Genomic DNA, 25,409 nt, shown 5'->3' on the forward strand with positions numbered 1-25,409 from the left:
GCATCCCGCCGGCCGGCACGCCTGTCTAGCGCGCCTTGCGCCGCAGCGCGCGCTCCGCGCGTATCATCCGCGTCAGCATCCCCTCGCGCAGCCCGCGGTCGGCCACGGTCAGCCGCGGCGTCGGCCAGACCCGGCGGATCGCGGCATAGACCGCGCAGCCCGGCAGCACGAATTCCACCCGCTCCGGCCCCACGCAGGGGTGCTGCGCCAGGCCTTCCCGCCCCAGCGCGAACAGATCGCCCAGGGCGAGGTCCGCCGCCTCGCAATCCAAGGTCTTGCCATCCACCAGCGGCCGCCGGTAGCGCGGCAGCGCCATCGCCACCCCCGCCAGCGTGGTGACAGTGCCCGAGGTTCCCATCAGCCGCACCCCGCCGGCGCGGATTTCCTGCCCGATCCGATGCACCTGGTCGAAGCGCGCCAGGTGTGCCGCGACCTCGTCCACCACTTCGAAGAAGCCGTGTTCGGTGAAGCAGGACTTGCCGGCGCGCTCGGCCAGCGTGACCACGCCAAGCGGCAGCGAGACATAGCCGATGAGTTCCGGCGAGCCCTCGGCGGTCACGCGGATCCAGGCGATCTCGGTCGATCCGCCGCCGATGTCGAACAGCAGCGCGCGCCGGTCGCCGGGCTCGAGCAGCGGCGCGCAGGATTCCATCGCCAGTTCGGCTTCCTCGCGCGGCGAGATGACGCGCAGGCGCAGCCCGGTCTCGGCGGTGATGCGGGACAGGAAGGCGGCGCCATTCTCGGCACGGCGGCAGGCCTCGGTCGCCACCGCTTCCAGCCGCCGCACCGGCCGCCGCGCGAGCTTGTCGGCGCAGGCCCGCAGCGCGGCCGCGGCGCGTTCCATGGGCAGTTCACCCAGCCGCCCGGTATTCGCCAGCCCCTCCCCCAGCCGCACGATGCGGCTGAAGGAATCGACCACGCGGAAGCCGTTCGAGGTGGGCGCGGCCATCAGCAGCCGGCAATTGTTGGTGCCGAGGTCCAGCGCCGCGAAGGGCGGCGGCCCGTGTTCCGCGCGCAGCACCGCCGGCGCCGCCGTCTCGGGCGGGGCGGTGGCGGGGGCGTGGGGCGCGTGCTCGGTCATCTCGGGGTCCGGACCGGCGGGACCGCCGGTCGATCAGGAAGTGTTCCCGGGATGTGGGCCGGCGGGCAAGGTGTTTCCACCCGCCCGGGCGGTCACGGCAGGGCGGCGGCCAGTTCCAGCACGCGCCGGTCGGCATTCGCGGGGTCGCGGCATTGGCGGGGCAGGCCCTCGCCGACCCGGTCGAAGGCGGCGCGGGAGATGCGCCCGCCAGGCCCGGCGAGGAAGACGACGATCGCCGGCACGATCGCCCGGGCCTCCTGCCGCCAGCGCGGGGCGAGGGCGGCACAGGTCAGCGTGGCCAGGTCGATGGTGGGGCCATCCGCGGGTGCCGGCACGGCGGCGGCCAGGTCGATCAGGGTGCGCTGGGCATTGGCTGGTTGCGGGCAGGCCTCGCGCAGCGGTTCGCGCAGGGCCGGGCCGAGGCCGAGATTGACCTCGGTCCGCCCGGCCCGCAGGGCGATGGCGCCGGCCAGAGCGGCGGGAAGGTGCATCCCCGGCAGGGCGGCGCCCTCGGCCATGGCTTCGGCGCAGGTGAGCGTGGCGATGTTGGCCTCCTGCGCCAGGGCGGGCGCGGCGGCGGCCAGGGCGGCGAGGAGGAACGCCGTGCGCGGCAGCGACATGTGTGGGTCTCCGGGGTTCGTCACGGGCAATATTGCCGAGGTCGGGCAGCGGTGCTACATGCGCGCCCCCGGCCAGTGCCGGTCCCGCTTGGGGGATAGTTTAACGGTAAAACTCCCGACTCTGACTCGGGCATTCTTGGTTCGAATCCAGGTCCCCCAGCCAAGCTCCCGCGGTCTTACGCGGGCCGGAACGTGATCGGCTTCGCGCCATCCCACAGCACCGAGCGCCCGATCACCGCGAGGCGATCCAGACCGCCCGTGATGGTCAGCACGTGGTTGCCCGCGAGCGGACCGGCCTTGGAGGCGAAGGCCGTCGGGCCGTAGGCGATCAGGATCTCGGTCTCGCTGACCCCGCCCGGATAGACGATGACGTGGCCGGGCGCGGGGTGCGACGTGGCGTTCTCGAAGGACAGGCCCAGGTCGTAGTCGCCCATGGGAATCCAGCAGGCCTCGCCGGACCAGCGCACATGGATGATGCGGTTGCTGTAGGGGATGAAGTCGCGGAAGCGTGCGACGGTCTTGGGCGCGTCCTTGGTCTCGTAGGTGGCTTCGAAGATCTCGCCCGCGATGTCGATGATAACGTCGGCCATGATGCGCCTTTCGTGCGTGGTGCCGTCCGCGGTTAGGCGACGGTGTGGCTTCGCGCAAGACGCCAGGTGACGGGATCCAAGGGCCTTTCGGCCCTTGGCGGGGTGGTCCGGAGGGGCGGCGCCCCTGCGCCTTACGAGTTCGGCCCGCGTTCCATCGAATACGGCTGCCAGCGCCGCAGCGTGGATTTCTCCAGCACGGTCGGGTTCACGCAGGACATCGGCCACTTCCCCTGCATGGTCAGAGCCAGTTCCTGCCCGACGCGCCGCTTGCGTGCGGGATCGAAGCGCGACGACGCCGAGGCGTTGTGCGGCGACAGGATGATGTGCGGCATCCGGTGCAGCGGGTTGTCCTGGCGCGTGGGTTCGACCTCGAAGACATCGAGGCCGGCGCCGGCGATCCACTTTTCTTCCAGCGCGCGGATCAGCGCGGCCTCGTTCACCGTCGGCCCGCGGCCGGTGGTGACGAAGATCGCGGTCTTCTTCATCTGGCGGAAGTGGTGTTCCTTGAGGAAGCCGCGCGTCTCGGGCGTGTCGGGCAGGTGCATCGAGACGAAGTCCGACGTGGACAGCACTTCGGACAGCGATGCCGGTTCGACGCCGAGGGCGGAGAGAGTCAGCTCCTCCACATACGGGTCGAAGGCCTTCATGTGCAGGCCGAAGGCGCGGGCGCGGCGCGCGGTGGCGCGGGCGACGCGGCCGAAGCCGATGAAGCCGAGCGTCTGGCCCATCAGGCGCGGGATCTGCAGCAGCTGCGGGCGGCCTTCGGACCAGCGGCCCTCGCGCACCATGCGGTCCTGCTCGATGCAGCGGCGGTGGGCGGCCAGCAGCAGCATCATCGCGTGGTCGGCGACTTCCTCGATGAAGGTGTCGGGGCAGTTGGTGACCGGGATGCCCTTCGCGGTGGCGGCCGCGACATCCACGTAGTCCACGCCCACCGTGCCGAGCGCGATGTGGCGGCACCTGGTCAGCGCGTTGATCATCGCCGCGGTGAACTTCATGCCCTTGGCATAGACGGCATCCGCGGTGGGCGCGGCTTCGATGAAGCCGGCTTCAGTGGCGGGGCATTCCACGATCTCGGCGCCGGTGCCTTCCAGCGCCTCCATCTCGTGGTCGTAGCCGCCGCCCTGCGTGGTGAACGACGCGCCCGCGGGCGTGAGGATGGTGTACTTCGCCAAGACTCTCTCTCCTGATGTGCGGACGCCCCTATTCCTTCACCGCGCCGGTGAGGGAGGAGACGTAGTAGTCCACGAAAAACGAATAGAAGATCGCGACCGGAAGCGAGCCCAGCAGCGAGCCCGCCATCAGCGCGCCCCACTGGTAGACGTCGCCGGTCACCAGCTCGGTGAGGATCGCGACCGGGACGGTCTTGTTCTCGCTGCTCTGGATGAAGGCGAGCGCGTAGATGAACTCGTTCCAGGACAGCGTGAAGGAGAAGATGCCCGCGCTGATCAGCCCCGGCACCGCCAGCGGCAGCGTGATCTGCCACAGGATCTGCAGGCGCGTCGCGCCATCGATCAGCGCGCATTCCTCCAGCTCGAACGGGATCGACTTGAAGTAGCCGATCAGCAGCCAGGTGCAGAACGGGATCAGGAAGGTCGGATAGACCAGGATCAGCGCCAGCGGGCTGTCGAACAGGCCGAGCTGGAACACCATGGTGGCCAGCGGGATGAACAGGATCGACGGTGGCACCAGGTAGGCCAGGTAGATCGCCAGGCCCACATACTGGCTGCCCTTGTAGCGCAGCCGCTGGATCGCATAGGCCGCGAGCGTGGAGGACAGCAGCGACAGGACAGTGGCGCAGACCGACACGATCATGGTCGTCATCAGCCAGCGCGGATAGGCGGTGCCGAACAGCAGCAGCCGGATATGATCGAGCGTCGGCGAGGTGATCCAGAACGGGTTGTGCGTGTTGTAGTCGTAAAGCTCGGCGTTTGGCTTGAAGGCCGTGATCGTCATCCAATAGAACGGGAACAACAGGATGATCAGGAAGCATGCCAGCGGCACGTAGATCGTGACCATGCGCCGGGTCTTGCTGTCCCAGGTCATGGTCTCGGGCTGGGCGGTGGCGGCGTTGGTCTGCTGCGGTTCGGTGGTCGCGCTCATGGCCGGCCCCTCAGTCGTTCGACTCGCCCTGCTGCCACTTCCGGCGCGCCAGGGCGAAGTAGGAAAACAGCGTCGCGAACACCAGGAAGGGGATCATCGACACCGCGATCGCGGCACCCTCCCCCAATTGCCCGCCAGGGATGCCGCGCTGGAAGGCCAGCGTCGCCAACAGGTGCGTCGAGTTCACCGGCCCGCCGCGCGTGATGGCATAGACCAGCTGGAAGTCGGTGAAGGTGAAGATGATGCTGAAGGTCATCACGATCGCCAGGATCGGCAGCAGCATCGGGAAGGTGATGTAGCGGAAGCGCTGCCAGCCGGTGGAGCCATCCAGCAGCGCAGCCTCGTACAGGCTGGGCGAGATGGTCTGCAGCCCCGCCAGCAGCGAGATCGCCACGAAGGGAATGCCGCGCCAGATATTGGCGCCGATCAGCGACCAGCGCGCCGGCCAGGCGGTGTTGATGAAGTCGATATTGGTGGTCCGCAGCCCGAGTTCGATGAAGATCCACGATATGATCGAGAATTGCGGGTTGTAGATCCACCAGAAGGCGATCGCGGTCAGCACCGTCGGCACGATCCAGGGCAGCAGGATGATCGCGCGCAGCATCGACTTGAACGGCAGGTGGTTGTTCAGCAGCAGCGCCAGCCACAGCCCCAGGCCGAATTTCCCGATGGTGGCGACACCCGTGTAGAACACGCTGAAGAAGACCGCGTTCCACCAGATCGGGTCTTCCAGCATGTATTCGAAATTCTCGAGCCCGACCCAGCGCCCGGATCGCCCGATCGTGGTGTCGGTGAAGGCGAGCCAGATGCCCAGGCCGAGAGGGTAGGTCAGGAAGACGAACAGCAGGCCGAGTGCCGGCAGCATGCACATCGCGACCAGGAAGGGCTTCCAGTCGAACAGCTTCGACAGCGCGGATTGCGCCTTTGCCTGGCGGACCCAGACCTTGTCTTCGGCGACGGCGGACATCGGCGATCCCTCCTGGGGCAATCGGCGGCGCCTGCGCGGCGCCGCCGGTCGCAGTCACGTCAGCGGCGGAAGATGCGCCGCGCGCGGCGTTCGGCCTCGCGCATCGCCGCTTCGGGCGTCGCCTGGCCGGCGGCGACCGAGGCGAACATCTGCACCAGCACGTATTCCGCATTGGCCTGGCCGGAGGCCTCGGAGATCGGCCCCTTGTAGCCGTTCCAGAAGCGGTTGTTCATGGTGTCGCGGAAGATCGCGATCTTCGGATCGCTGCCCCAGACGCCCGCATCGCGATAGGCGTTCAGCGGCTGCGCCCAATAGCCGAGGTTGGCGTTCAGCCAGGGTTCGTATTGCGGCTGCTCCATCAGGAAGGCCAGCAGCGCCTTCGCCGCATTCGGGAAGCGCGAATGGCGGAACAGCATGGCATTGAGCGTGAGCGGCGCCGAGGGCCAGGACGGCGCGGCGCCGAAGGGCAGGAAGGAGTGTTCCGTATCATCGGCGATCGGCCGCGTCGCCGGGTCGTTCTTCAGCGCGAAATACAGCGACACGCCATTCGACGTCAGCCAGCAGTTGTTCGCCGCATAGGCCTGGTTGTTCGAGATGTCGCCCCACGAGATGGTCCCGCCATCGACGAAGGTCGGGTACAGTTCCTTCAGGTAGTTCAGCGCGGCGAGCGTCTGCGGGCTGTTCACCGCCACGCCGCCGGCCTCGTCGGTGATGGACGCGCCGTGCGACCACATCAGCCAGTTGGCGAAGCCGTTGCCGTCGCCCACCGCATTGCCCAGCGCGAAGCCGGCCGGCTTGCCCGCCTGGCGCAGCTTGCGGCACAGGTCCAGGAAGCCCGGCAGGTCGTTCGGCGGCGTCTGGAAGCCCACCTGGTTGACCGCCGACTTGCGCCACACCAACGGCCCCGCCGTGCCGCCGAAGGGCAGCCCGATCCAGTTGTTGCTGCCGTGCCGCTTGCCCAGCTTGTCCGCGGCGAACATCCAGCCGCCATACTTGCGGCCGAGGTATTCCGCGATGTCGCTCAGTTCGACCAGCTTGCCGGCGTAGATGTGCGGCGCATCGCCGAAGCCCACGATCACGTCGGGCCCGGCACCGGTATTCGCGGTGACCGCGGTCTGCTGGTTGATGTCCTCCCAGCCCACGAAGTCCACGCGCACCTGCACGCCGGTCTGCTGCGTGAAGCGCGCGCAGTTGGCGCGGAACACTTCCTCGTCCGGCGCCACGAAGCGCACCGGGCGCAGCATGCGCAGCGTGGCGCCGCTTTCGATCGGCAGGTTCGGCGCGGCGACGCCGGAGGCCACCTGCACCGCCGACTGCGCCAGGGCATTGCCGCCCGCGGCCAGCGCCGCGCCTGCGCCCAGGATGCTGCGCCGCGTGATGATGTTCGCCATGGTCGTTCCCTCTCCCTTGTTGATGGCCCGGGTCAGCTAGAGGCGCTGCCCGGTGGCCTTGTCGAACAGATGGATCAGCGCCGGGTCGGGGCTGACGCGCAGCACCTCCCCGTGGCGGGTCAGGATGCGTTCGCGGAAGGCGCCGAGCAGATGCGCACCCCCCACATGCATCACGACCTGCGTCTCGGACCCGGTCGGCTCCACCACGTTCACCACGCCCTCGAGCCCATCGGGATCAAGGCGCAGGTGCTCGGGGCGGATGCCGTAGATCACGTCGCCCGAAGCGGGCGCGCCAGGCGGCAGCGGCCAGGCCACGCCGCCGGGCCCGTGGAAGGCGCCGCCCTCGATCCGCCCGTCGATCATGTTCATCGCGGGCGATCCGATGAAGCCGGCGACGAACAGGTTGGCCGGCCGGTCGTACAGTTCGAGCGGCGCGCCGGCCTGCTCGATGCGGCCATGGTTCATCACCACGATCAGGTCGGCCATGGTCATCGCCTCGATCTGGTCGTGCGTGACATAGACGGTCGTGACCTTGAGGCGCTGGTGCAGTTCCTTGATTTCGGAGCGCATCTGCACGCGCAGCTTGGCATCGAGGTTCGACAGCGGCTCGTCGAACAGGAACACCTGCGGGTTGCGCACGATGGCGCGGCCCATCGCCACACGCTGGCGCTGCCCGCCCGAGAGCTGCCGCGGAAAGCGATGCAGCAATTCGCCGAGGCCCAGGATCTTTGCCGCCTTCTGCACCTCGCTCTCCATGTGCTCGCGCGGCGCGCCGGCGAGCTTCATGGAAAACGCCATGTTCTGGAACACGGTCATGTGCGGATAGAGCGCGTAGTTCTGGAACACCATGGCGATGTCCCGGTCCTTGGGCGGGACGTTGTTGACCACCCGCCCGCCGATGGAAATGTCCCCGCCGGTGATGTTCTCGAGCCCCGCCAGCATGCGCAGCAGCGTGGACTTGCCGCAGCCCGACGGGCCGACCAGCACGACGAACTGCCCATCCTCGATCGCGACGGAGACCCCGTGCAGGATCTTCGTGGTGCCGAAATTCTTCCGCACGTCGCGGATGTCGACCGTCGCCATTCAGCCTCCCCTTCGTCGCGGGCGGGTTATGCGTCCCGCCTCCTGGCCGTGCTACGCGCTACAGGCGCGAGACGGAAGTTTCCTTGGACGTGATGAACTCCAGCAGCGCCGGGGTCCCATTGCGTGTCTGCTCGATGCCGCGCCGGATGGCGGGGATGATGTCCGCGATCCTGGTCACGCGCTCGCCATAGCCGCCGAAGGCGCGCGCCATCGCGGCATAGTCGCCCGAAATGTCGGTCGAGCGATACTTTTCCGTACTGACCGGCATGACCTTCAGCTCGATCGCCATGGAGAAGTTGTTCAGCAGGATCGACAGGATCGGGATGCGCTCGCGCACCGCGGTCTCGAAATCCATGCCCGTGAAGCCGATCGCCGCATCGCCCCAGACGTTGATGCAGAGCTTGTCGGGGGCGGCGAGCTTCGCCCCCATCGCGAGGCCCAGCCCATAGCCGAGCTGCGTGGTCTTGCCCCAGCCCAGGTACGACAGCGGCGTGCGCGCCACCCAGAACGGCGAGAGCTGGTCGCGCGGCGACCCCGCATCATGCGTGATGATGGTGTTGTCCACATCGACCGTGCGCCACAGGTCGCGCAGCACGCGGTACGGGTTGAGCGGCTCGGCGTCGCTGTCGGTCTTGGGCGCCCAGGCGGCGAGCCATTCCGCGCGGTGCTGCGCGATCTCGGCGGCGACCGGCGCGTGGTCGCGCGGCGCCTTCACCCGCCCCGCGAGGTCCGCCAGCAGCGCATCGAGCGTGAGCGCGGCATCGCCCACCAGCCCGACCTCGCAGACCACATCCTTGTTGAGGTGGTCGGGGTCCAGCGTGGCGTGGATGATTGTCTTCCCCGCCGGCATCTTCACGCCGAAATTGGTCTCGGTGAAGGAGCAGCCGATGCCGAAAATAAGGTCGGCATTGTCGAGGAAATGCCGCACCGGCTTCGGGATCGCGAGGCCACCCGACCCGAGCGCCAGCGGATGATCCTCCGGGAAGGACGACTTGCCGCCCAGGCTGGATGTCACCGGCGCGGCGAGCAGTTCCGCCAGCGCCTTCAACTGCGGCCAGGCGCGCGCCCAATGCACGCCGGTGCCGGCATAGATGACGGGACGCTTGGCCTTCGCCAGCATCTCCGCCGCGCGCGCCACGTCGGACGGGTCCGGCCCGTAGCGCGTGGCGATCACCGGCGTATAGGCCAGCGGCTCGGGCACTTCCTCGTTCCACATGTCGGTCGGGATCTCGACCAGCACGGGACCGCCGCGGCCGTTGCGCAGCTTGCTGAACGCGCGGCGCAGGATGTTCGGCACCTCGGCCGCCGACATGATCGGTTCGGCGGATTTCGTGATGCCGCGCATCTGCACGGATGAATTGAAGTTCGGGTCGATATGCGCGAGCCGCCGCGGATAGCCCATCGGCAGCACCAGCACGGGAATGCTCTCCCCGTAGCACTGCGCCACGCCGCCATAGGCGTTCTCGGAACCCGGCCCATGCTGCATGCAGAAGGCGCCGATGATGCGCCCCGAGGTCACGCGGCTGATCGCATCGGCCATGTGCAGCCCGATGCGTTCCTGGCGCACCATGATCGGGCGGATGTCGATCTCGGCGGCGTATTCGATCAGGTGGTTCACCGGATAGCCCGTGAGGATCTGGATTCCCTCACGCTTCATGATCTCGGCGATGGCCGCGCCAAGCTTCATCGTGCCGTTTCCTCATTCGCCGGCATTCACGAGGCCCGGCTTGCTATAGCAGCCTAGACACCGCGACGCGGCGCGGGCAACCCCCCGCTTGCGACTTGACGCCCGCAAGGCGTCAGGTGTCGCGCGCGCTCGGGCGCGGCGCGCAGCGCCTGGTTCAGCCACTGCCGCTTCAGCCACTGCCGCGCCTGCGCCCATGCGCCGCGCTCCGCCCGCTGCCGCCGGTTGGCAGCCGCAGCGGCGTCGCCCAGCCGCTGCGCCGCCACCGCCGCCAGCGCACACCCCGGGCCGCGACCATGGTCGCGCCACGCCGGCAGCGCGACCGCGCGCCCGACGCCGGCATCCGCGATGGCGCGGGGCTGGTGCCAAGCCCGCCCGGAATGGTCTAGCGTCGCGCCCGCGGCAACGTCCGCGCAGGGGGAGAAGCGGCGCATGCATCTGTCGGACCGGATCACGGGCGGGTTCCTGGTGCTGCTGGGCGCGCTGGCCTTCTGGGGCGGGTCGCGCCTGCCCGGCGTGCCGGGGCAGGATGTCGGGCCGGCAGTGTTTCCCATGGTGATCGGCGGCGGCCTGGTGCTGTGCGGCGCGCTGATCGCGCTGGGCATCGGCCGGTCGTTCGAGGCGCCGGAGGACGACGCCACCGAGGCCCTGCCCGGCCTGGCCGGACGCCTCGGGCGCTACGGCACGCTGGCCGCGCTGCTGCCGCCGGCCCTGCTGCTGTTCTATGTCGTCGCAGTCGAACCGCTCGGCTTCCTGCTGACCGGCGCGGCCATGGTGCTGGTCGCCACGCTGGCGCTCGGCGCGTCCTGGCGGCTGGCGATCGGCGTCGCGGTCTGCGCGCCGCCCGTGATCCACCTGGTGTTCTACAAGCTGCTGCGGGTGCCCTTGCCCGAAGGCCTGCTGGCGGCGCCGTGGTGATCCGATGACCGCGCTGCTCGACGGCCTCCTGATGGTGGCGACCTTCGAGGTCGCCGTCGCCATCCTCGCCTCCGCGGTCTATGGCATGGTGATCGGCGCCCTGCCCGGCCTGACCGCCACCATGGCCATCGCGCTGCTGGTGCCCATCACCTTCTACCTGTCGCCGATCGCGGCGGTGGCGACCATCATCACATCCTCGGCCATGGCGATCTTCGCCGGCGACATCCCCGGCTGCCTGATGCGCATCCCGGGCACGCCGGCCTCGGCCGCCTATACCGACGAAGCCTATGCGCTGACGCGCAAGGGGCAGGCGGAACTCGCCCTCGGCGCGTCGCTGTGGTTCAGCGCCATCGGCGGCATCGTCGGCACCGTCGCGCTGATGATCCTGGCACCCGCGCTGGCCGAGGTCGCGCTGTCCTTCTCGACCTACGAATATTTCTGGCTGTCGCTGCTCGGGCTGATGTGCGCGACGCTGGTGGCGCGATCGTCGCCGATCAAGGCGATCGCGGCGGCGCTGCTCGGGCTGCTGGTCGCCTGCGTCGGCATCGAGAATCCGGGCGGCGTGCCGCGCTTCACCTTCGGCAGCACCGACCTGCTGGGCGGGATCGAGGCGCTGCCCGCGCTGATCGGCGTGTTTGCCGTGTCGGAGGTGATGCGCGCGGTGGCCAGCGCGCCGCCGCCGCCCATCCCGAACCGCCGGCTGGGGTCGATCCTGGGCGGGCAATGGGCGCTCACGAAGCGCTACCAGAAGCAGATGTGGCGCGGGAACCTGATCGGCATCCTGATCGGCGCGCTGCCGGGCGCGGGGGCGGACATGGCGGCCTGGGTCGCCTATGCGACGTCGAAGCGCTTTTCCCAGGAACGCGAGAAATTCGGCACCGGCCATCCCGAGGGGCTGGTCGAATCGGGTGCGGCGAACAATTCGGCGCTGGCCGGCGGCTGGGTGCCGGCGCTGCTGTTCGGCATTCCGGGCGACACCATCACCGCGATCGCCATCGGCGTGCTCTACATGAAGGGCCTGAACCCGGGCCCGACGCTGTTCACCGAGAAGGCGAGCAGCATGTACGCGCTGTACATCGTCTTCCTCGTCGCCAACGTGCTGATGATCCCGCTGGGCATCGCGATGATCCGGCTGTCGAAGAACATCCTGCGCGCGCCGCGGTCGGCGGCCATGCCGGTGATCCTGCTGCTGTGCGCCGTGGGCGCCTTCGCGATCGGCAACAACCTGTTCGCCGTGGTGATCGTCGCGGCCTTCGGGGTCATCGGCTTCGTGATGGAGCGCAACGGCTACCCGGTGGCGGCCATGGTGCTCGGCATCGTCATGGGCACCATGGTCGAGCAGAACCTGGTCAGTTCCCTCATCAAGTCGGATGGCGAGGTGCTGCCGTTCTTCGAGCGGCCGGTCGCCTCGGGCCTGGCGGCGCTGACCATCACCGCGCTGCTGTGGCCCGCCGGCGTGTGGGTGCTGCGGCGCTTGCGCCGGGCGCAGGCCGCAATATAGCGTCGATCAACCACCAGGAGGAAACAACCATGCCGATCATCACCCGCCGCGGCGCGCTCGCCGCCGGTGCGCTTGCCACGGTCGCCCGCCCCGCGCTGGCACAGCCGCGCTATCCGGCGCGCCCGGTGCAGGTGGTGGTGCCCTGGGGTGCCGGCGGCGGCACCGACGCGACCGCGCGCATCGTCGCCTCGCTGCTCGAGAAGGAGCTGGGCCAGCCCTTCAACGTGGTGAACCGCACCGGCGGGTCGGGCGTGGTGGGCCATTCCGCGATCGCGAGCGCGGCGGCCGATGGCTACACGATCGGCATGATCACGGTCGAGATCTGCATGATGCACTGGCAGGGCCTGACCGAGCTCAAGCGCACCTCCTACACGCCGCTTGCGCTGATGAACGAGGACCCGCCGGGCGTGCAGGTGAATGCCAGTTCGCCCTATCGCGACATCAAGGCGCTGGCGGATGCGATCAAGGCGTCGCGGCCGGGGCAGTTCAAGGCTTCGGGCACCGGCCAGGGCGGCATCTGGCACCTAGCGCTGGCCGGCTGGCTGGGCGCGATGGGCCTTGCCGCCGACCATGTGCGCTGGGTGCCGTCGAACGGCGCGGCGCCGGCGATGCAGGACCTCGCGGCCGGCGGCGTGGACATCGTGACCTGCTCGGTGCCCGAGGCGCGCGCCATCATCGAGGCCGGGCGCGCGCGCTCGCTGGCGATCATGGCGCCCGCGCGCAACCCGCAATTCGCCCAGGTGCCGACGCTGAACGAAACGCTCGGCATCAACTACAGCGTCGGCGCCTGGCGCGGCATCGCGGCGCCGCTGAACCTGCCGGCGCCGATCGCGCAGCAGCTCACGGCCGCGCTGCAGAAGATCTGGAACGGGCAGGAGTTCAAGGACTTCATGAACGCCCGCGGCTTCGGGATGGTGTGGGGCGATGCGGCCGGCTTCGCGCAGCACATGGAGCGCACCGATGCGACGCTGGGTGCGGCCATGCGCGCGGCGGGCCTGGTGCGCGGGTAGCGCAGCGCCCGGGCGAAGGGGACCGCTGGCGCGCGAAACCCGCCCGCGGCCGCGCAGCGACCCAGGGTCGGTGTGGCGCGCCGCGGCGGGCGCAGGCGGCTGTCGGGCAGCACGGCATCGGATCGGCATATCCGATCGGCAGAGGCAATGAATGGCAGCGTCCCGCGGCGCGGGGCGCAGGGCGCAGGGCGCAGGGCGCAGGGCGCAGGGCGGACCGGCCTGCGGCATGGCACGGCGATTGCTAAATTTTCGCGTCGCGCGTGATTACCGTGCCTTCTTCCGCTATCGAGGAGGGAAGGATCATGCATCCGGCCGGAGTGGTGAGCGCAACGATGCAGGCGAGTCTCGGGAACGGCGTTCACTTGGCGCTGGACTGCCTGCAGCGTGTCGGATCCAACCTTTTCGTGCAGGGCTGGCTGACCTGGCCGCAGGCGCGCCCCGCCCCCGACCTGGCAGTGGCATGCGGCGGCGCCACGCTCGCGACGCGGCTGGCCTCGTTGCACGAACGGCCCGACATTCAGGGCGCCGCGCGCAATGCGCTGGTGGCGAAGGGCTTCCTGCTGATCGCCGCGCTGGACGAAGCGCGGGCGGCAACCGCGCTCGATCTGGTGGTGCAGTCGGGCCGCGAGACCTGCGCCCAGCCGCTGCCCGAGGCGAATCTCGGCCCCTCGGTCGCCGACATGCTCGGCCAGTCGCATTGGCGCATCGTGTTCGACCTGCTGGAAGCGGCGGCCGACGCGCCGGGGCTCGACTGGCTGCTGCGCGCGGGCTGCTTCGGCCGCTGGCTGGACACCGTGCCGCTGGTGCCGCATGGCGCCGATGACCAGCACGGGCTGCGCCGCATCGACGCCATCGCCGCGCCCTCGGGCGAATGCGCCGTGGCCGTGACGCTGCCCGGCCCGATGCCCGAGGGCACCGAGCTGCGCGCGGTGGCGGTGCTGCCCGGCGAGGGCGGCAGCATCCGGCTGCACCGCCTGCAAGGCCCCGCCGCGCTGCGCGGCGAGAGCCTGCTCGCGCTGTATGGCCGGCTGCCGCCCGAGGTCGCCCTGCCCATGACAGTGCCCAAGCTGGTGGTCGAGCTGCGCCAGCCCGGCGGCGGGTCGTGGTTCCGCACCCGCCCGCGCGCCCTGCCCGCGCCCGCCTTCCTGACCACGCTGCGCCAGCTGGCCGGCGCGGCTGCGGCCGGCGACACCATGCACAGCTTCGGCTGGCTTCGCGCCGTGCTCGAGGACCGCCAGGACGGCCTGGCGCCACTGGCCTGCCCGGCGCCGCGGGCCCTGGCGGCCGACACCCCGGTGGTCGCGGTGCTGCATGCCATCGACGACCCCTTCGCCGCCCGGCTGGTGCTGCTGGCGGCGGCACAGATCGAACGCCATGCCGCCGAGATCCTGGTGGTCGGCCCGCGCCCGGCGGCCGAGGCGGTGGCGGACATCTTCCTCCAGCGCGGGCGCGTTCCCGCGCGCACCAGCCTGGACCTGGCCGCGGCGGCGCGGCGCGGCACCTATGCCCGCGCCGCGCTGGTGCCGATCGACACGCTGGCGCTGGGCGATGCCCTGGTCGCCGGCAGCGTGGACGCGCTGTTCGACCGGCGGATCGACGGGGCCGCGCTGCCGGCGCTGCTGCGCCTGGCGGCGGTGGCCGGCACCATGGACGGGGCGGAGACGCTGGCGCGGCTGGCGCAGTTGCTCGACGGCGGCGCGGAGGCCTTGCGCTTCGGGCGGGCGGAGGGCGCCTTCGGGCAATTGCTGGGCGACCACCTGGCCGGCTTCTGGCGCGATGCCGCGCCGGGTTTCGTCGCCACCGCCGCCCATGCTCCGGCCTGACCGCGCCATGACCGAGGCGGTCTGCATCGTCGCGCACGCGCATCCCGATTTCTCGAAGGGCGGCGGCGAGACCGCGGCGTATCGCGAATTCGCCACGCTGCGCGGGGCCGGGCGCCCGGCCGCGCTGGTGACGGCGGCGGAAACCGGGGCGGGCAGCGAGTTCATCCTGCGCCACGCCGCCGACGAATACCTGTTCGCGATCGGCGGCATGAGCGAGGACCGGCTGTGGTGGTCCGACATCGCGGACCGCCGCGCGCTGGTGCGCTTCCTGGCGGCGCAGCCGGTCGGCGTGTTCCATTTCCACCACCTGTGGCGGGTGGGCATCGACCTGGTGACGGAGCTGATGGAGGCGCGCCCGGATGCGCGCTTCGTGGTGACGCTGCACGAGATGCTGGCGATCTGCGCGCATCACGGGCAGATGATCCGCACGCGCGGGCGCGAGCTGTGCCGCGCCTTCGCCCCCACGCAATGCGCCGGCTGCTTCCCCGAACGCACCGCGCGGCATTTCGCGCTTCGCCGGGCGGCCTTCCTGGCGGTGCTGCGGCGCTTCGACGCGGTGGTGTATCCGTCCGACTTCGTGCGGGGGCGCTTTCGCGACTGGGGGCTGGTGGGCCCGCACGAGGTGGTGCTGGAGAACTACCTGGGCGACGCGCTGGCGGCCTTCCCGCGGCGGGTGGCGGCGGATGCATCGCTGGCGGGCAGCTTCGCCTTCTTCGGGCAGCCCACGCCGTTCAAGGGGCTGGACGTGCTGGTGCGGGGCTTCGCGCTGGCGCTGGCGGCGATGCCGGGCTTGTCATTGGCGGTGTTCGGCTGCGAACGGGAGGATGTGATACGCATGTTCCCAGAGGTGGCCGGCGCGCTGGACCAGGCGGGGGCGGCGGTGTCGTTCTTCGGGCGCTACGACCAGGCGGAGGTGCTGGACCTGATGCAGACGGTGGGCTGGGTGGTGGTGCCGTCGATCTGGTGGGAGAATTCGCCGGTGGTGATCCAGGAGGCGAAGCGGGCGGGGACGCCGCTGGTGGTCTCGGACATCGGGGGGATGGCGGAGAAGGTGCGGCCGGGAGTGGATGGGCTGCATTTCAAGCGAGGGTCGGTGCAGGATTTGGCGCGGGTGTTGAGGGTGGCGGCGGGGGTGGAGGTGTTTGAGAGAGTTGTTGGGACGATCGGGGACAGTTTGGGGCAGAAAGCATTTTTAGAGCGGCTAGGTTCGACGCTCGAACGATAGAGGCCTCTTTTTCGATTATGAATATTTTGGAAATTTTTATACAAAATTGGTTTCGAACGAACTGCAATGAAGGGACCGCATCATTGCATAATTTCATTAGATGGAGACATCTAAGCGGCATCTGTTGTCGCTAGGCGCATCGGTTTTGGCTCAACGATATGCAATTTTTATAAGTCGGACTTCGCGTCGAATAGCCTTGTTCCAATCCGAAAGCCAAGCGCGCGCCGGGACAGCTAAGTGCTACCCACCTGCGGGAGACTAATGACCGCTCGGCTAAAATCTTCATCTTCAACTCGCCCAGTTAACCTAACACGACTTGCACGGACTGGAAGGCCAAGCACTTTCGTGTTTGATCTTGTTAGCGCATGACGGAGCAGTGACTCTGAATGCAGCCCACCGCGTATTCGGCAACTTTCCTCGAGAATGCTTCCCCGCGTTGCATAGGCTTGGGCACCTAAGCGGCTCGCTACCGCAAAACGATCGTTGAATCCGCCGTAACTATGCCAAACCGGCAGCGCCACTACGTTTGCGTCCCCCAGGAGAGCCGGAGCCAAATCCGCAAACGGAAACTGATCTAAATACAATAAATCTGGCCGCGCAAATACAAAGAAATCGAATTCATCTCCACAAAATAGAGGATATAGACGCCAAGCTGTCTCTATTGTCTGAAGTTGATTTAACAATGCGCGCGTTGAATACCAATTATTGTCGAATATATCAGAAAATTTTTGGGCGCACGTAAGCTTCTTTTCGATTTGCCCCCCGAAATCGCGGCAGGTTATTAACGCGTCTGCCTCCGTTGGCAAGTCCGAATAAATTTGGTTATCGTTCACCAACTCCCCAGTCCTAGGATTTTTTACGCTCGTCGGAGCATGAAGACAGTATATTATTTTGTGCGAACTTACGACACTCCTCAATGGTGCCATCAAATTTTCCTCTATAGATCTCTGAGTTTTTGCTGCGCAACGGTTCATGCCGAACAGCACTACTAGAGCCTTCACGGTTCGCGCCCCAAAACCGCACTCACAAACTGCGCGAGGCAATCAGCGTCTATTTTGATATCTTCATTGCCGATCCCCCGCTCGGGCGTCTGGCCAGCATCGTAATAGCTTGCAACATAAGGCGCGTAAAAGGCACCAGAGAAAGACGTCAAAACACGGTGGGTGGGCCAAACTCGCTGCACGCCCAGTATTTCAATCAAAGAGGATTTCTTGTCTGAAAAAATTATATTGGATAGACCCGCCCCATGCGGACCAATTATAATTTCTGCGTCACAAAATAGTCTAATTTGTTGAGGTACTGACATTCCGTCCAGGCGAATATTCTGGAAATCTAACTTTTCTAGCAAATTCATAACATAATTTTCATTTGCTATTTTTCTCATTGGCGCATCGTTTCGTGAGATATACGCGCGCTTGATCACTTGCGAGTCGGTCTCTGCATGTCTACGCAGCTTAGCAAGCACATTTTCTCTAAATATTTCAATCAAATACTTGTTTCTTGTAAAGTGCGATGATCCAATTTGCGCTGGCAGGGGATAGTGTAGCCGCCTAACAAAAAGGGCTCGTCCGGCCGAGCGCTGCACACGAAAATCCGGAAATGCAAACGCCAACCAATCAGCCGCAAACTCCTTCCACGCCTCAACCAAATACGGTATCGAAGCATCCGGAATTATAGTTCGCGCCAAATTCATTCTCGGCATTACAGCGGTCAGCCAATGATAATAGCCACCCTCTCCAATCTCACGACAATGAATCGCCTGATCCAACTCAACAATTTTATCTCGTCTCTGTTCTTTGATGTCGCTAATTGCTTCTTGATCGGGCACGTGAATTCGATCACTGAATTCAGTTACGCTCATAGGATAAATTGACTCGACAATGACCTTTCTATCACCAGTCAAGATCACTCCGGACGGAAGTACGTAACAATCTCTTAGCAACGCCATACCAACCGGGGCAATATCAGCTATTCTTGGCTTTAGTTGAAGCATCGCATACGCTGGGATCAGCCCCGCCGGCTCTAGAAATCCAGTTAAAACAGATGGGATATTCTTTTTTTCTTTATTTTTTAAAATTGTAATGTCGCACTCATAAGTCGGAATATTAACATCTCCGAGAATAGAAACGAATAACTCGTTCATCTGAATCCTCGTGTTCTTTCAAAATCACTACCACAATCGCCGACTACCCCAGCGATGGCGTCAATGATGTTAGCAGGCGCTTAGCCTCGAACATCCAAGAGCGCGCATTCGCGCGCAAGATGCAGCCTTCCGCAAGGTCCAACGTATCTTCCTGCCTGAGCCTCAGCAATTCGCACACGACTGCCCGTTGCACCTCCCCATCCCCCCCATCCCGCACCACCACCCCATCCACCCCATCCTCCACCGCCTCCCGCACCCCGCCCACATCCGTCACCACCGGGATGCACCCCATCCGCTGCGCCTCCAGCACCGTCAGCGGCACCCCTTCGAAGCGCGAGGGCATCACCAGCACATCCGCCCAGGCATACAGCGCATCCAGCGCCGCCGGCGTGCTCACCGGCGGTTCCACCGGCACCGGCAGCACCGGCGGTTCGTCCAGCACCGCGCGCCCCACCACCCGCCATTCCACCGCCGCCCCGGTCGCCGCCATGATCGCCGGCAGCCGGTCCGGCCCCTTCTGCCGGTCCAGCCGCCCCAGGAACAGCGCGCGCAGCGGCCCCGGCGCGCGCGCCTGCCGCGCCGCGCGCGCCGCCGCGATCCGTTCGGCATCGCCCGGGTAGCCCGGCGCGTTCTCCAGCGTCACGACCTTCTCGGCCGGCACGCCCGCCGCCGCGCACCAGGTCGCGAGCCGGCGCGAATGCGCGATGAACAGGTCATAGGCATGTTCATAGGCCAGCGCGCTGTGCGGGTTGCCGATCGGCTCGCCGAAGCGCCCGCGCTCGGCCAGGTGCAGCGCGCAGGCGGTGCGCACGCCCATCCGCCGCAGCCGCCCGGCCAGCGCGTGGCCGGCGAAGGCATGCGTCGTCACCACCGCCTGCATCGGCGCCAGCAGGCCCATCAGCGCGTCGGCTTCCTCGGAATCCTCCGCCAGCAGCGACGTCGCGGCGCCGGCATAGGCGTTGCGCCCGCCGCCATGGCGTTCGCTGTCGAAGGCGGGCAGCAGCACCACCCCGTCGAAGGCGCCGGCGGGCGGGCGGGCAATGCGCTCCGCCCCGGTCACCACCAGGTGGGTCCGGCAGCCCAGCGCGCGCAATTCGGTCGCCAGGCAGGCCAGCACGCGCTCCACCCCGCCCAGGTCGAAGACCGGCGTGACGAAGGCGATGTCGCGCCGCACCGGGTCGGGCTCCAGGGGCAGCAGCGGCCAGGCGCGCAGCGCCGACCGCGCGACGCGCCGGGCCGCCTGGTCGCGCCCCACCCGCCCATCGGGGCGCCAGATGCGCGATGGCGGCTGGCCGGCCAGGGCCTGCGCGAAGCCGGCCGCGATCGCCTCGCCGATCGCCAGCGCGCCGCCGGGTGGCGGCACCGCCGCCGGGATCGATGCCGCCAGGCCGCGCATCGCCATCGCCGCCAGCGGTGCGTCGTTCACGCGCGCCGGCAGGGCGGCGCTGCGCGCGACGATCAGTTGCGCCGCGTCGATCGCCGGCCCGATCTCGGGCTCGAGCCCCAGGCGCCCGTCCGCGGCGGGATAGAGCGTCACGCTGCACAGCGGCGCCGCCTCGGTCAGGCGTTCGGCATGCGCGAGGGTCGCGCGCAGCAGTCCGGCATCGCGCAGCGCCTCGATCGCGCCCTGCGCGGCGAAGACGCACAGTGCCGGCGCGTGTTCGCGCCCCGGCGCGCGGCGTGCCGCGGCCAGGCGGTCCAGCAGCGGTTGCGGCGGCCCCGGCGCGTCCATCGCCACCGGATCCAGGCAGGCCAGCGCGCCCTGCGCGGTGAAGACCGCGAAGCGCGGAGCCTCGGCGGCTTCGAGTTCCAGCACGCGGCGTGGCGCATACAGGGCCGGATGGCGCGCCTGCAACGCGGCGAACAGGGCGGCGCCGTCGCGCCGCGCGTCGCGCAGCATGCTCTCGGGCCGGCGGCGGTACTGGAAGCCGGCCTGCGGCAGGTGGGCGCCGCGGAAGCCGGCGCCGGCGGCGCGCAGGAAGAAGTCCCAATCCTCGAAGCCGGCCTTCAGCGTCTCGTCGAAGGCGATGCCGGCCGCGCAGACATCGCGGCGCACCAGCACCGCGGCGTCGCAGACATTTTCGCTGAGGTGCTGGAGCAGGTGGTGCCGCCCGGCGGTCGACCAGGCGCCGGCGATGCCGAACAGGTCGAAATCCGGATAGACCCAGCCGACCTCGGGCGGTGCGTCCGCCAGCGCGTCCCAGGCGCGGCGCAGCATGTGCGGCCCGATGCGGTTGTCGGCGTCCAGGAAGAACAGCGCGCGGCAGTCCGGCCAGGCTTCGAGCGCGAAGCGCGTCCCGGCGTTGCGCGCGGCCGCCACGCCGCCATTCGCCTGCGGCAGGATGACGATGCGCGATGGGTTGGCCCGCGCCCAGGCCGTTGCGACTTCCAGCGACTGCCGATAAACACAGCCATCGAGCACGATGACGATGCGAAGTATCGGAGGCGATATTTGGCCCAGGACCGACGCGATTGCCTCCGAAAACAGCGCGGGCTGCCGAAAAAGCGGAACAATAACGGCAATATCACAGTCCATCGTGTCGGCGAAACGAGTTCCGTCCATTCCGGCGTCTCCGGCTTGCGCAAACCCGGCGCAGCATCGGCAGTGGGGGCAGAAGTGGCAACAATTGCTGTGGCAAACAATAGCATGTGGTTAGCACGTGTGTTGAACGCGCTTCATGCAACCGCAGCGCGGCGGCGCAGCGCCGTGGCAGCGCCGTGATCGCCCTGCCCGAGCTGCGGGCGCCGCGGCACGAGCTCGCTGCGCTGTTCGACGGCCGGCCGCTGATCATCGCCGACAGCAGGCTGCCCGACGGCGTGGCGCTGCACGATGTCGGGGCCCGGCTGTGCCGTGCCGAATTCAGCGCCGATGGCATCACGCTGCGGCTGGGCCGCCCGGCCGCCGACGAGGCGCTGGTGACGATCGACCATGCCCCGGCCACGGTGATCGGCCTGGTCACGCCAACCCCGCGCGGCATGGCGACCCTGGTCGAATGGTGGCCGCGCCATGGCATGCCCGCCCCGCTGGTGGTGGTGGCCGAAAGTGGGCTGGCCGCCCTGCCGGGGCTGCTGGCGGCCGTGCTGGGCACCGCGGACCACGCCGCGCGCCAGGTCTGCGCGCTGGAACAGCAGGTCGCGGCCCTGCGGGCCGAGGCCGAGGACCTGCGCGGCGCGGTCGCGGCGTTGCTGACCACGCTGGGCGGCCACCCGCCGCCCACGCCGGAGCACCGCCTCGAAGCCCTGCCTGATACGCAGGGGCCCGCGCTGCCGCTCGCCTCCGGCGACAGCCCGCTGCTGGTCGAGCCTGGGCTCAGGACCGCCGGCATCGCGAGCCTGTCGCTCCACCTGGCCGGCGGCGCGACGGCGGACCTGGCGGTCCAGGTGATCGGCGCCGAATCCGGCCGGATCCTGGCCGCCTGGCGGGTGCCGGCCGGGGCCCTGGCGGAGGGCTGGCTGCAGCTCGAGACGCCCGAACCCCTGCCCGGCCGGCCCGAGACCCTGCTGCTGCGACTGGCCGCGCGCGAAGCCGCGACCGGGGCGCCCGGCGTGGTGCCGTTGTCGCGGGCGGTTTCGCTGCCCGGCGAGCCTGCGCTCATCGTCGCGACGCTGCCGCCCGGCGCGCGGCTGGTGCAGCCGCTGCATATCGACTGGGCGGCCTGGCAGGACGATGCGCCGCCGGGCATTCCGCGCCTCGCGCCGTGCCAGGCGCTGGCGGAGGCCCGGCTGGACGGGCCCGGCAGCCTTGGCCCGGCGGGCGATCACGCATTGCGGATCGACCTGCCCGAGGCCTGGGGCGCCACGCGCATCGCCCTGGGCGCGCTGCCGGCAGATGGCGCCGCGGTGCGCTGCGACATCGCGCTGGAAGGCGCGGCGCTCGAGGCGCGGCTGGTGCTGGAGGGCGCCGATGCGGCGACCGGATGGCGCGTGCTGGTGCCTGGCGAGGCCCGCCCGATCGCGCTGCATGTCCCGCAGGGCGCGCCCGTGCTCGCACTGGAGTTTCGCGGCACCGGTGCGGCCACGCTGACCCTGCTGCCGCCGGTCATCTTCCCGCGTCTGCCGGGCGCTGCCGCGCCATCCGCGCTGCCGCCCGCCGCCGCGCCGGTGGCCCGGGTGATCACCGCCCCGCCGCTGCGCGCCTTCGAAGGCGCCTACCCGCGCGAGACCTCTCTGCCTGCCCAGCCGCGCGCGCCTGCCGAGGCGCCGGGCGGCGGCGGTGCCGGGCTGCTGACCGCGCCCGCCCAGGACATGGAGCGCGTCGCGGGCTTCGCCGAGGTGGTGCTCGATGCGCGCCAGAGCGGCAGCGGGTGGGAGCTGCTCGACCTGCGCCTGCGCGGCCTTGCCTTCCGCGGCGAGCGCTGGCGCGAATTGAAGTTCAAGTTCGGCATCGCGGGCCCGAACGTCATCCTGGAATTCCGCCGCGCGCCATCCTGGCCGCGCGCCTTCGAAACCTGGCCGGGCACCGAGAGCGACGCCTATGGCGACAAGTTCGTGCTGGTCGTGACGGATGGCGCGGTGATCGGCCTGGACCTGGTGGCGCCGGGCCGCGATGGCACGCTGGTCGCGGCGCTGGCCGGCAGCATGCCGCGCATCGTGCAGGAGGTGCTGGAGGCCGACGAGGCCGGTGCCTGCGCCTCGGCGGCGGCCCGGCTGGCGGAGCGGTTGGCCGCGGATCCGATGGCGGGTGGTTGAGCCGCACCGCCGCGACCTTGGATGCGCCGCACCACAGCCCGCGATGTGCCGCACGGCGCATTTGACCCTCGCTGCCGCGTTCCGTAACGTTTTCGCACCGGGTTCGCGCAGCTTGCCTGCGCCACCGCAGGGCAGTGCCGAACGTATCGAGGAGACGCCCCTGTGCCCGTCCCCACCGCGGCGGCGCCGCAGATCGCGCCAGGCTGCGGCGACCCGACGCCCCGCCCGGCCCGCACCGGCCGTGGCGCAGCCTGACGCATCACCGGACGCCGCAGGCCTGCGAGACCGTTCGCGTATGCCGGCCCGCACCGCCATCCGGCAACCCGCACCGGTATCCTGGACGGCGCCTCGGGGCGGGAACGATCGTCGGCGGCGCGCCTCCATGCGCGTCCGGGAGCGCCTCCGCGGACGGTCGATGAAAAACACGGCGGCCCGGACATGAGCCAGTCCCTCGATGACATCATGGCCGCAGCGCGCGACGCGCGGCGCGAACGCCGTTTCGACGATGCCCTCGGGTTGTTCGAACAGGCCATGGCGATGGCGCCCGGCCGGCTCCAGCCGCAACTCGAACACACCGGCACGCTGACGCAGTCCGGCCGGATCGATGCCGCGATCGCGGCGGTGACGGCCATCCTGGAAGCCGCGCCCACCAATCACTCCGCGCATATGGAAGCCGGCTGGGCCAAGGCGGCCAAGGGGCAGCATGCCGCGGCACTGGCGCATTTCGAGACCGCGGCGCCGCATCTGCGCGACCCTCTGCGGGCGCTGGTCGCGATCTCCCAGCAGGCCCGCCTGGCCGGCAACCTCGCCCGTGCGATCGAGGCCGCCCGCAGCGCGACCGAACGTGACCCCGGCTTCGCACCGGCCTGGATGGCCCTGGCGCAGGCCGCCGCGGCGGCGGGCGACCGGCGCACCGAAGGCGCCGCCCTGCGCAGCGCCGCCGACCACGACCCGGGGAACGCCGCGCCGCTGCTGGCGCTGACGCAGGCGGCGCTGGCGGCCCAGGACCACGCCGCGGCGCAGCGCCTGCTCGACGAGGCGCAGGCGCGCGACCCGCAGGCGCGCGGCATCGCGGTGCTGCGCGGCTACCTGCTGCTCGCGACCGATACCCCTGAGGCGGCAGCCGAGAGTTTCCGGCACGCCATCGCGACGGATCCGGCCTCGATGAGCGCCGTCACGGGCCTGGTGCAGTGCCAGCTGCGCCTGCACCAGGTGGCCGAGGCCGCCGCGACCCTCGATGCCGCCGAGGCGCGCTTCGGGCGGCACGTCGACCTGCTCGGCGCGTGCGCCGCGGTGCTGCGCGCGCAGGCCCGCCCGGACGCCGCACGCGACCTGCTGCGCGGGAGCCTTGTCGCCGAAGACCCTGGCCGCTTCGGGCGATGGGAAGCCTGGTGCCGGCTGGAACTGCAATTCGGCACCCCGGCCGAGCGCGCCGTCGCACTGGATGCCGCCGCGCCCGCCACGCCGGCGCAGCAGGCCACGCTGCATCGCCTGTCGGCGCTGTCGGCCGAATCCGACTACAACGCGGCCGCCGCCGAGGCCGCGCATGGGGCGCTGCTGGGCCTGCTGCCCGAGGACAGCGGCGCGCTGGACGGGCTGGCCCGCATCGCCGCGATGCGCATGGACCACGACGGTGCGCGCGCCTGGCTGGCGCGGCAGGCGCGCGCGGAAGCGCCGCTGCGCGCCAGCCAGGGCCGATCCCGCAATCCGAGCCAGACCGAGACCGGCCAGATCGCACTGGAGTTCAGGCTCGACCGTGTCGGGAGCGCCGCGTTGCGCGACATCCTGCCCCTGCCGCCGGCGGCGCGGATCCTGCCGCTGCTGATGCTGGTCCGCGAGCAACCCGATTCGACGGCAGCGGCACTGGCCCTGCTGATCGCGCTGCGCCAGTCGGGCGCGCTCGATGCGTCGCCGCCGCCAGGGCCCGACGCCATCCCGGCGCGCCTGCTGTGGCTGCGCCCGCGCGGCCCGGCGCCCTGCGAAGCCGCGGCCGATACCTGGCAGGCCGCCAATCCCGGGCTTGAACGGGTCGAGCTGGACCTGATCGGCGGCGCCGCGCTGGTCGAGGCGCAGTTCGGCGCCCTAGGTCGGCAGGCCTGGCGCCGCGCGGCGCCCGGCGTGGTGCGCGCCGACCTGGCCCGGCTGTGCTGGCTCGCCGCGGTCGGCGGCTGGTCGGTGCCGCCAGGCGCGCGCGCGCTGGCGCCGCTCGGCACCACCGAGGGCGCGGGTGCCGGGTTCTTCGCGACGCTCGGCGCCTGGGGTGCCCCCGACACCACGCTGCTGGGCGCGGTGGCCGGGCAGGCCGTTGTCGTGCGGGCCGCGAGCCTGGTGGTGACTGCGCTCGCCCGGGGTGACGAGGAGCATCCGTGGCTGCTGTCCGGCCCCGGGCTGCTCGCGCGCGCCACCGCGTCGGCGATCGCCGAGGCGCCCGCGATCGTGCGGCGCCTGTGCCTGGCGCGGGCGCCGGCGGCGCACCGCGTCATGGCGCGCGACCCGGCGGAGGCCGCGGCGCTGCGCCGGTTCTGACGCCCGGCGCCGGCGCTCAGCGACCCTTCGGGGACGCGCCGAACGGCAGCTTCCG

The 25,409-nt window shown here is 69.5% G+C and carries 18 protein-coding genes and 1 tRNA gene; 8 read left to right on the top strand and 11 right to left on the bottom strand.

Annotation, left to right across the window (positions count from 1 at the left end; genetic code table 11):
- Nucleotides 1–25 precede the first annotated feature (25 nt).
- Nucleotides 26–1,081, bottom strand: coding sequence for a Ppx/GppA phosphatase family protein (locus LQ222_RS07080; RefSeq protein ID WP_230165410.1), 1,056 nt, complete (start codon nucleotides 1,079–1,081; stop codon nucleotides 26–28).
- A gap of 92 nt (nucleotides 1,082–1,173) precedes the next feature.
- On the bottom strand, nucleotides 1,174–1,701 hold the full coding sequence (locus LQ222_RS07085; RefSeq protein ID WP_230165412.1) for a hypothetical protein: 528 nt from the start codon (nucleotides 1,699–1,701) through the stop codon (nucleotides 1,174–1,176).
- Between the two features lie 89 nt (nucleotides 1,702–1,790).
- Here LQ222_RS07085 and LQ222_RS07090 point away from each other — a divergent pair.
- A tRNA-Gln gene (locus LQ222_RS07090) sits at nucleotides 1,791–1,864 on the top strand.
- Between the two features lie 13 nt (nucleotides 1,865–1,877).
- On the opposite strand, the gene LQ222_RS07095 is transcribed toward LQ222_RS07090, so the two are convergent.
- The 7 genes from LQ222_RS07095 to LQ222_RS07125 form a co-directional block, all read right to left on the bottom strand.
- Nucleotides 1,878–2,291, bottom strand: a complete 414-nt coding sequence (locus LQ222_RS07095; RefSeq protein WP_230165414.1) for a DUF3830 family protein — start codon at nucleotides 2,289–2,291, stop codon at nucleotides 1,878–1,880.
- A 131-nt stretch (nucleotides 2,292–2,422) separates the two neighbouring features.
- Nucleotides 2,423–3,466, bottom strand: a complete 1,044-nt coding sequence (locus LQ222_RS07100; protein WP_230165415.1) for a C-terminal binding protein — start codon at nucleotides 3,464–3,466, stop codon at nucleotides 2,423–2,425.
- A 28-nt stretch (nucleotides 3,467–3,494) separates the two neighbouring features.
- Nucleotides 3,495–4,394, bottom strand: coding sequence for a carbohydrate ABC transporter permease (locus tag LQ222_RS07105; protein ID WP_230165417.1), 900 nt, complete (start codon nucleotides 4,392–4,394; stop codon nucleotides 3,495–3,497).
- A gap of 10 nt (nucleotides 4,395–4,404) precedes the next feature.
- The gene (locus LQ222_RS07110; protein WP_230165419.1) at nucleotides 4,405–5,361 is read right to left on the bottom strand and encodes a carbohydrate ABC transporter permease; all 957 of its coding nucleotides are present in this window, start codon (nucleotides 5,359–5,361) and stop codon (nucleotides 4,405–4,407) included.
- A gap of 59 nt (nucleotides 5,362–5,420) precedes the next feature.
- Nucleotides 5,421–6,752 carry an ABC transporter substrate-binding protein gene (locus LQ222_RS07115; RefSeq protein WP_230165420.1) on the bottom strand — a complete coding sequence of 444 codons (1,332 nt, stop codon included), beginning with the start codon at nucleotides 6,750–6,752 and terminating at the stop codon, nucleotides 5,421–5,423.
- Between the two features lie 36 nt (nucleotides 6,753–6,788).
- The gene (locus LQ222_RS07120; protein WP_230165422.1) at nucleotides 6,789–7,835 is read right to left on the bottom strand and encodes an ABC transporter ATP-binding protein; all 1,047 of its coding nucleotides are present in this window, start codon (nucleotides 7,833–7,835) and stop codon (nucleotides 6,789–6,791) included.
- Nucleotides 7,836–7,893: 58 nt separating this feature from the next.
- Entirely contained in the window at nucleotides 7,894–9,522 is a 1,629-nt protein-coding gene (locus LQ222_RS07125; protein WP_230165423.1) for a thiamine pyrophosphate-requiring protein, read from the bottom strand.
- Between the two features lie 429 nt (nucleotides 9,523–9,951).
- Between LQ222_RS07125 and LQ222_RS07130 the strand changes: the two genes are divergently transcribed.
- The 5 genes from LQ222_RS07130 (at nucleotide 9,952) to LQ222_RS07150 (ending at nucleotide 15,996) form a co-directional block, all read left to right on the top strand.
- Complete coding sequence (locus LQ222_RS07130; protein WP_230165424.1) at nucleotides 9,952–10,437, top strand: tripartite tricarboxylate transporter TctB family protein; 486 nt, start codon at nucleotides 9,952–9,954, stop codon at nucleotides 10,435–10,437.
- A 4-nt stretch (nucleotides 10,438–10,441) separates the two neighbouring features.
- The gene (locus LQ222_RS07135; RefSeq protein ID WP_230165425.1) at nucleotides 10,442–11,938 is read left to right on the top strand and encodes a tripartite tricarboxylate transporter permease; all 1,497 of its coding nucleotides are present in this window, start codon (nucleotides 10,442–10,444) and stop codon (nucleotides 11,936–11,938) included.
- Nucleotides 11,939–11,967: 29 nt separating this feature from the next.
- Nucleotides 11,968–12,948 (top strand): tripartite tricarboxylate transporter substrate binding protein, encoded by a 981-nt coding sequence (locus LQ222_RS07140; RefSeq protein WP_230165426.1) that lies wholly within the window; start codon nucleotides 11,968–11,970, stop codon nucleotides 12,946–12,948.
- A gap of 362 nt (nucleotides 12,949–13,310) precedes the next feature.
- Nucleotides 13,311–14,771, top strand: coding sequence for a hypothetical protein (locus LQ222_RS07145; RefSeq protein ID WP_230165427.1), 1,461 nt, complete (start codon nucleotides 13,311–13,313; stop codon nucleotides 14,769–14,771).
- Between the two features lie 7 nt (nucleotides 14,772–14,778).
- The gene (locus tag LQ222_RS07150; RefSeq protein ID WP_230165428.1) at nucleotides 14,779–15,996 is read left to right on the top strand and encodes a glycosyltransferase; all 1,218 of its coding nucleotides are present in this window, start codon (nucleotides 14,779–14,781) and stop codon (nucleotides 15,994–15,996) included.
- Between the two features lie 997 nt (nucleotides 15,997–16,993).
- Here the strand turns inward: LQ222_RS07150 and LQ222_RS07155 are convergent.
- Nucleotides 16,994–18,139 carry a DUF563 domain-containing protein gene (locus LQ222_RS07155; RefSeq protein ID WP_230165429.1) on the bottom strand — a complete coding sequence of 382 codons (1,146 nt, stop codon included), beginning with the start codon at nucleotides 18,137–18,139 and terminating at the stop codon, nucleotides 16,994–16,996.
- Nucleotides 18,140–18,182: 43 nt separating this feature from the next.
- Nucleotides 18,183–20,702, bottom strand: a complete 2,520-nt coding sequence (locus tag LQ222_RS07160) for a glycosyltransferase (RefSeq protein WP_308071571.1) — start codon at nucleotides 20,700–20,702, stop codon at nucleotides 18,183–18,185.
- Between the two features lie 155 nt (nucleotides 20,703–20,857).
- On the opposite strand from LQ222_RS07160, the gene LQ222_RS07165 reads away from it, so the two are divergent.
- Nucleotides 20,858–22,828, top strand: coding sequence for a DUF6212 domain-containing protein (locus LQ222_RS07165; protein ID WP_230165431.1), 1,971 nt, complete (start codon nucleotides 20,858–20,860; stop codon nucleotides 22,826–22,828).
- 438 nt (nucleotides 22,829–23,266) lie between these two features.
- Complete coding sequence (locus LQ222_RS07170; RefSeq protein ID WP_230165433.1) at nucleotides 23,267–25,354, top strand: tetratricopeptide repeat protein; 2,088 nt, start codon at nucleotides 23,267–23,269, stop codon at nucleotides 25,352–25,354.
- The last annotated feature ends 55 nt before the right edge of the window (nucleotides 25,355–25,409 follow it).

Source organism: Roseomonas sp. CECT 9278 (assembly GCF_918698155.1).
Classification (GTDB): domain Bacteria; phylum Pseudomonadota; class Alphaproteobacteria; order Acetobacterales; family Acetobacteraceae; genus Neoroseomonas.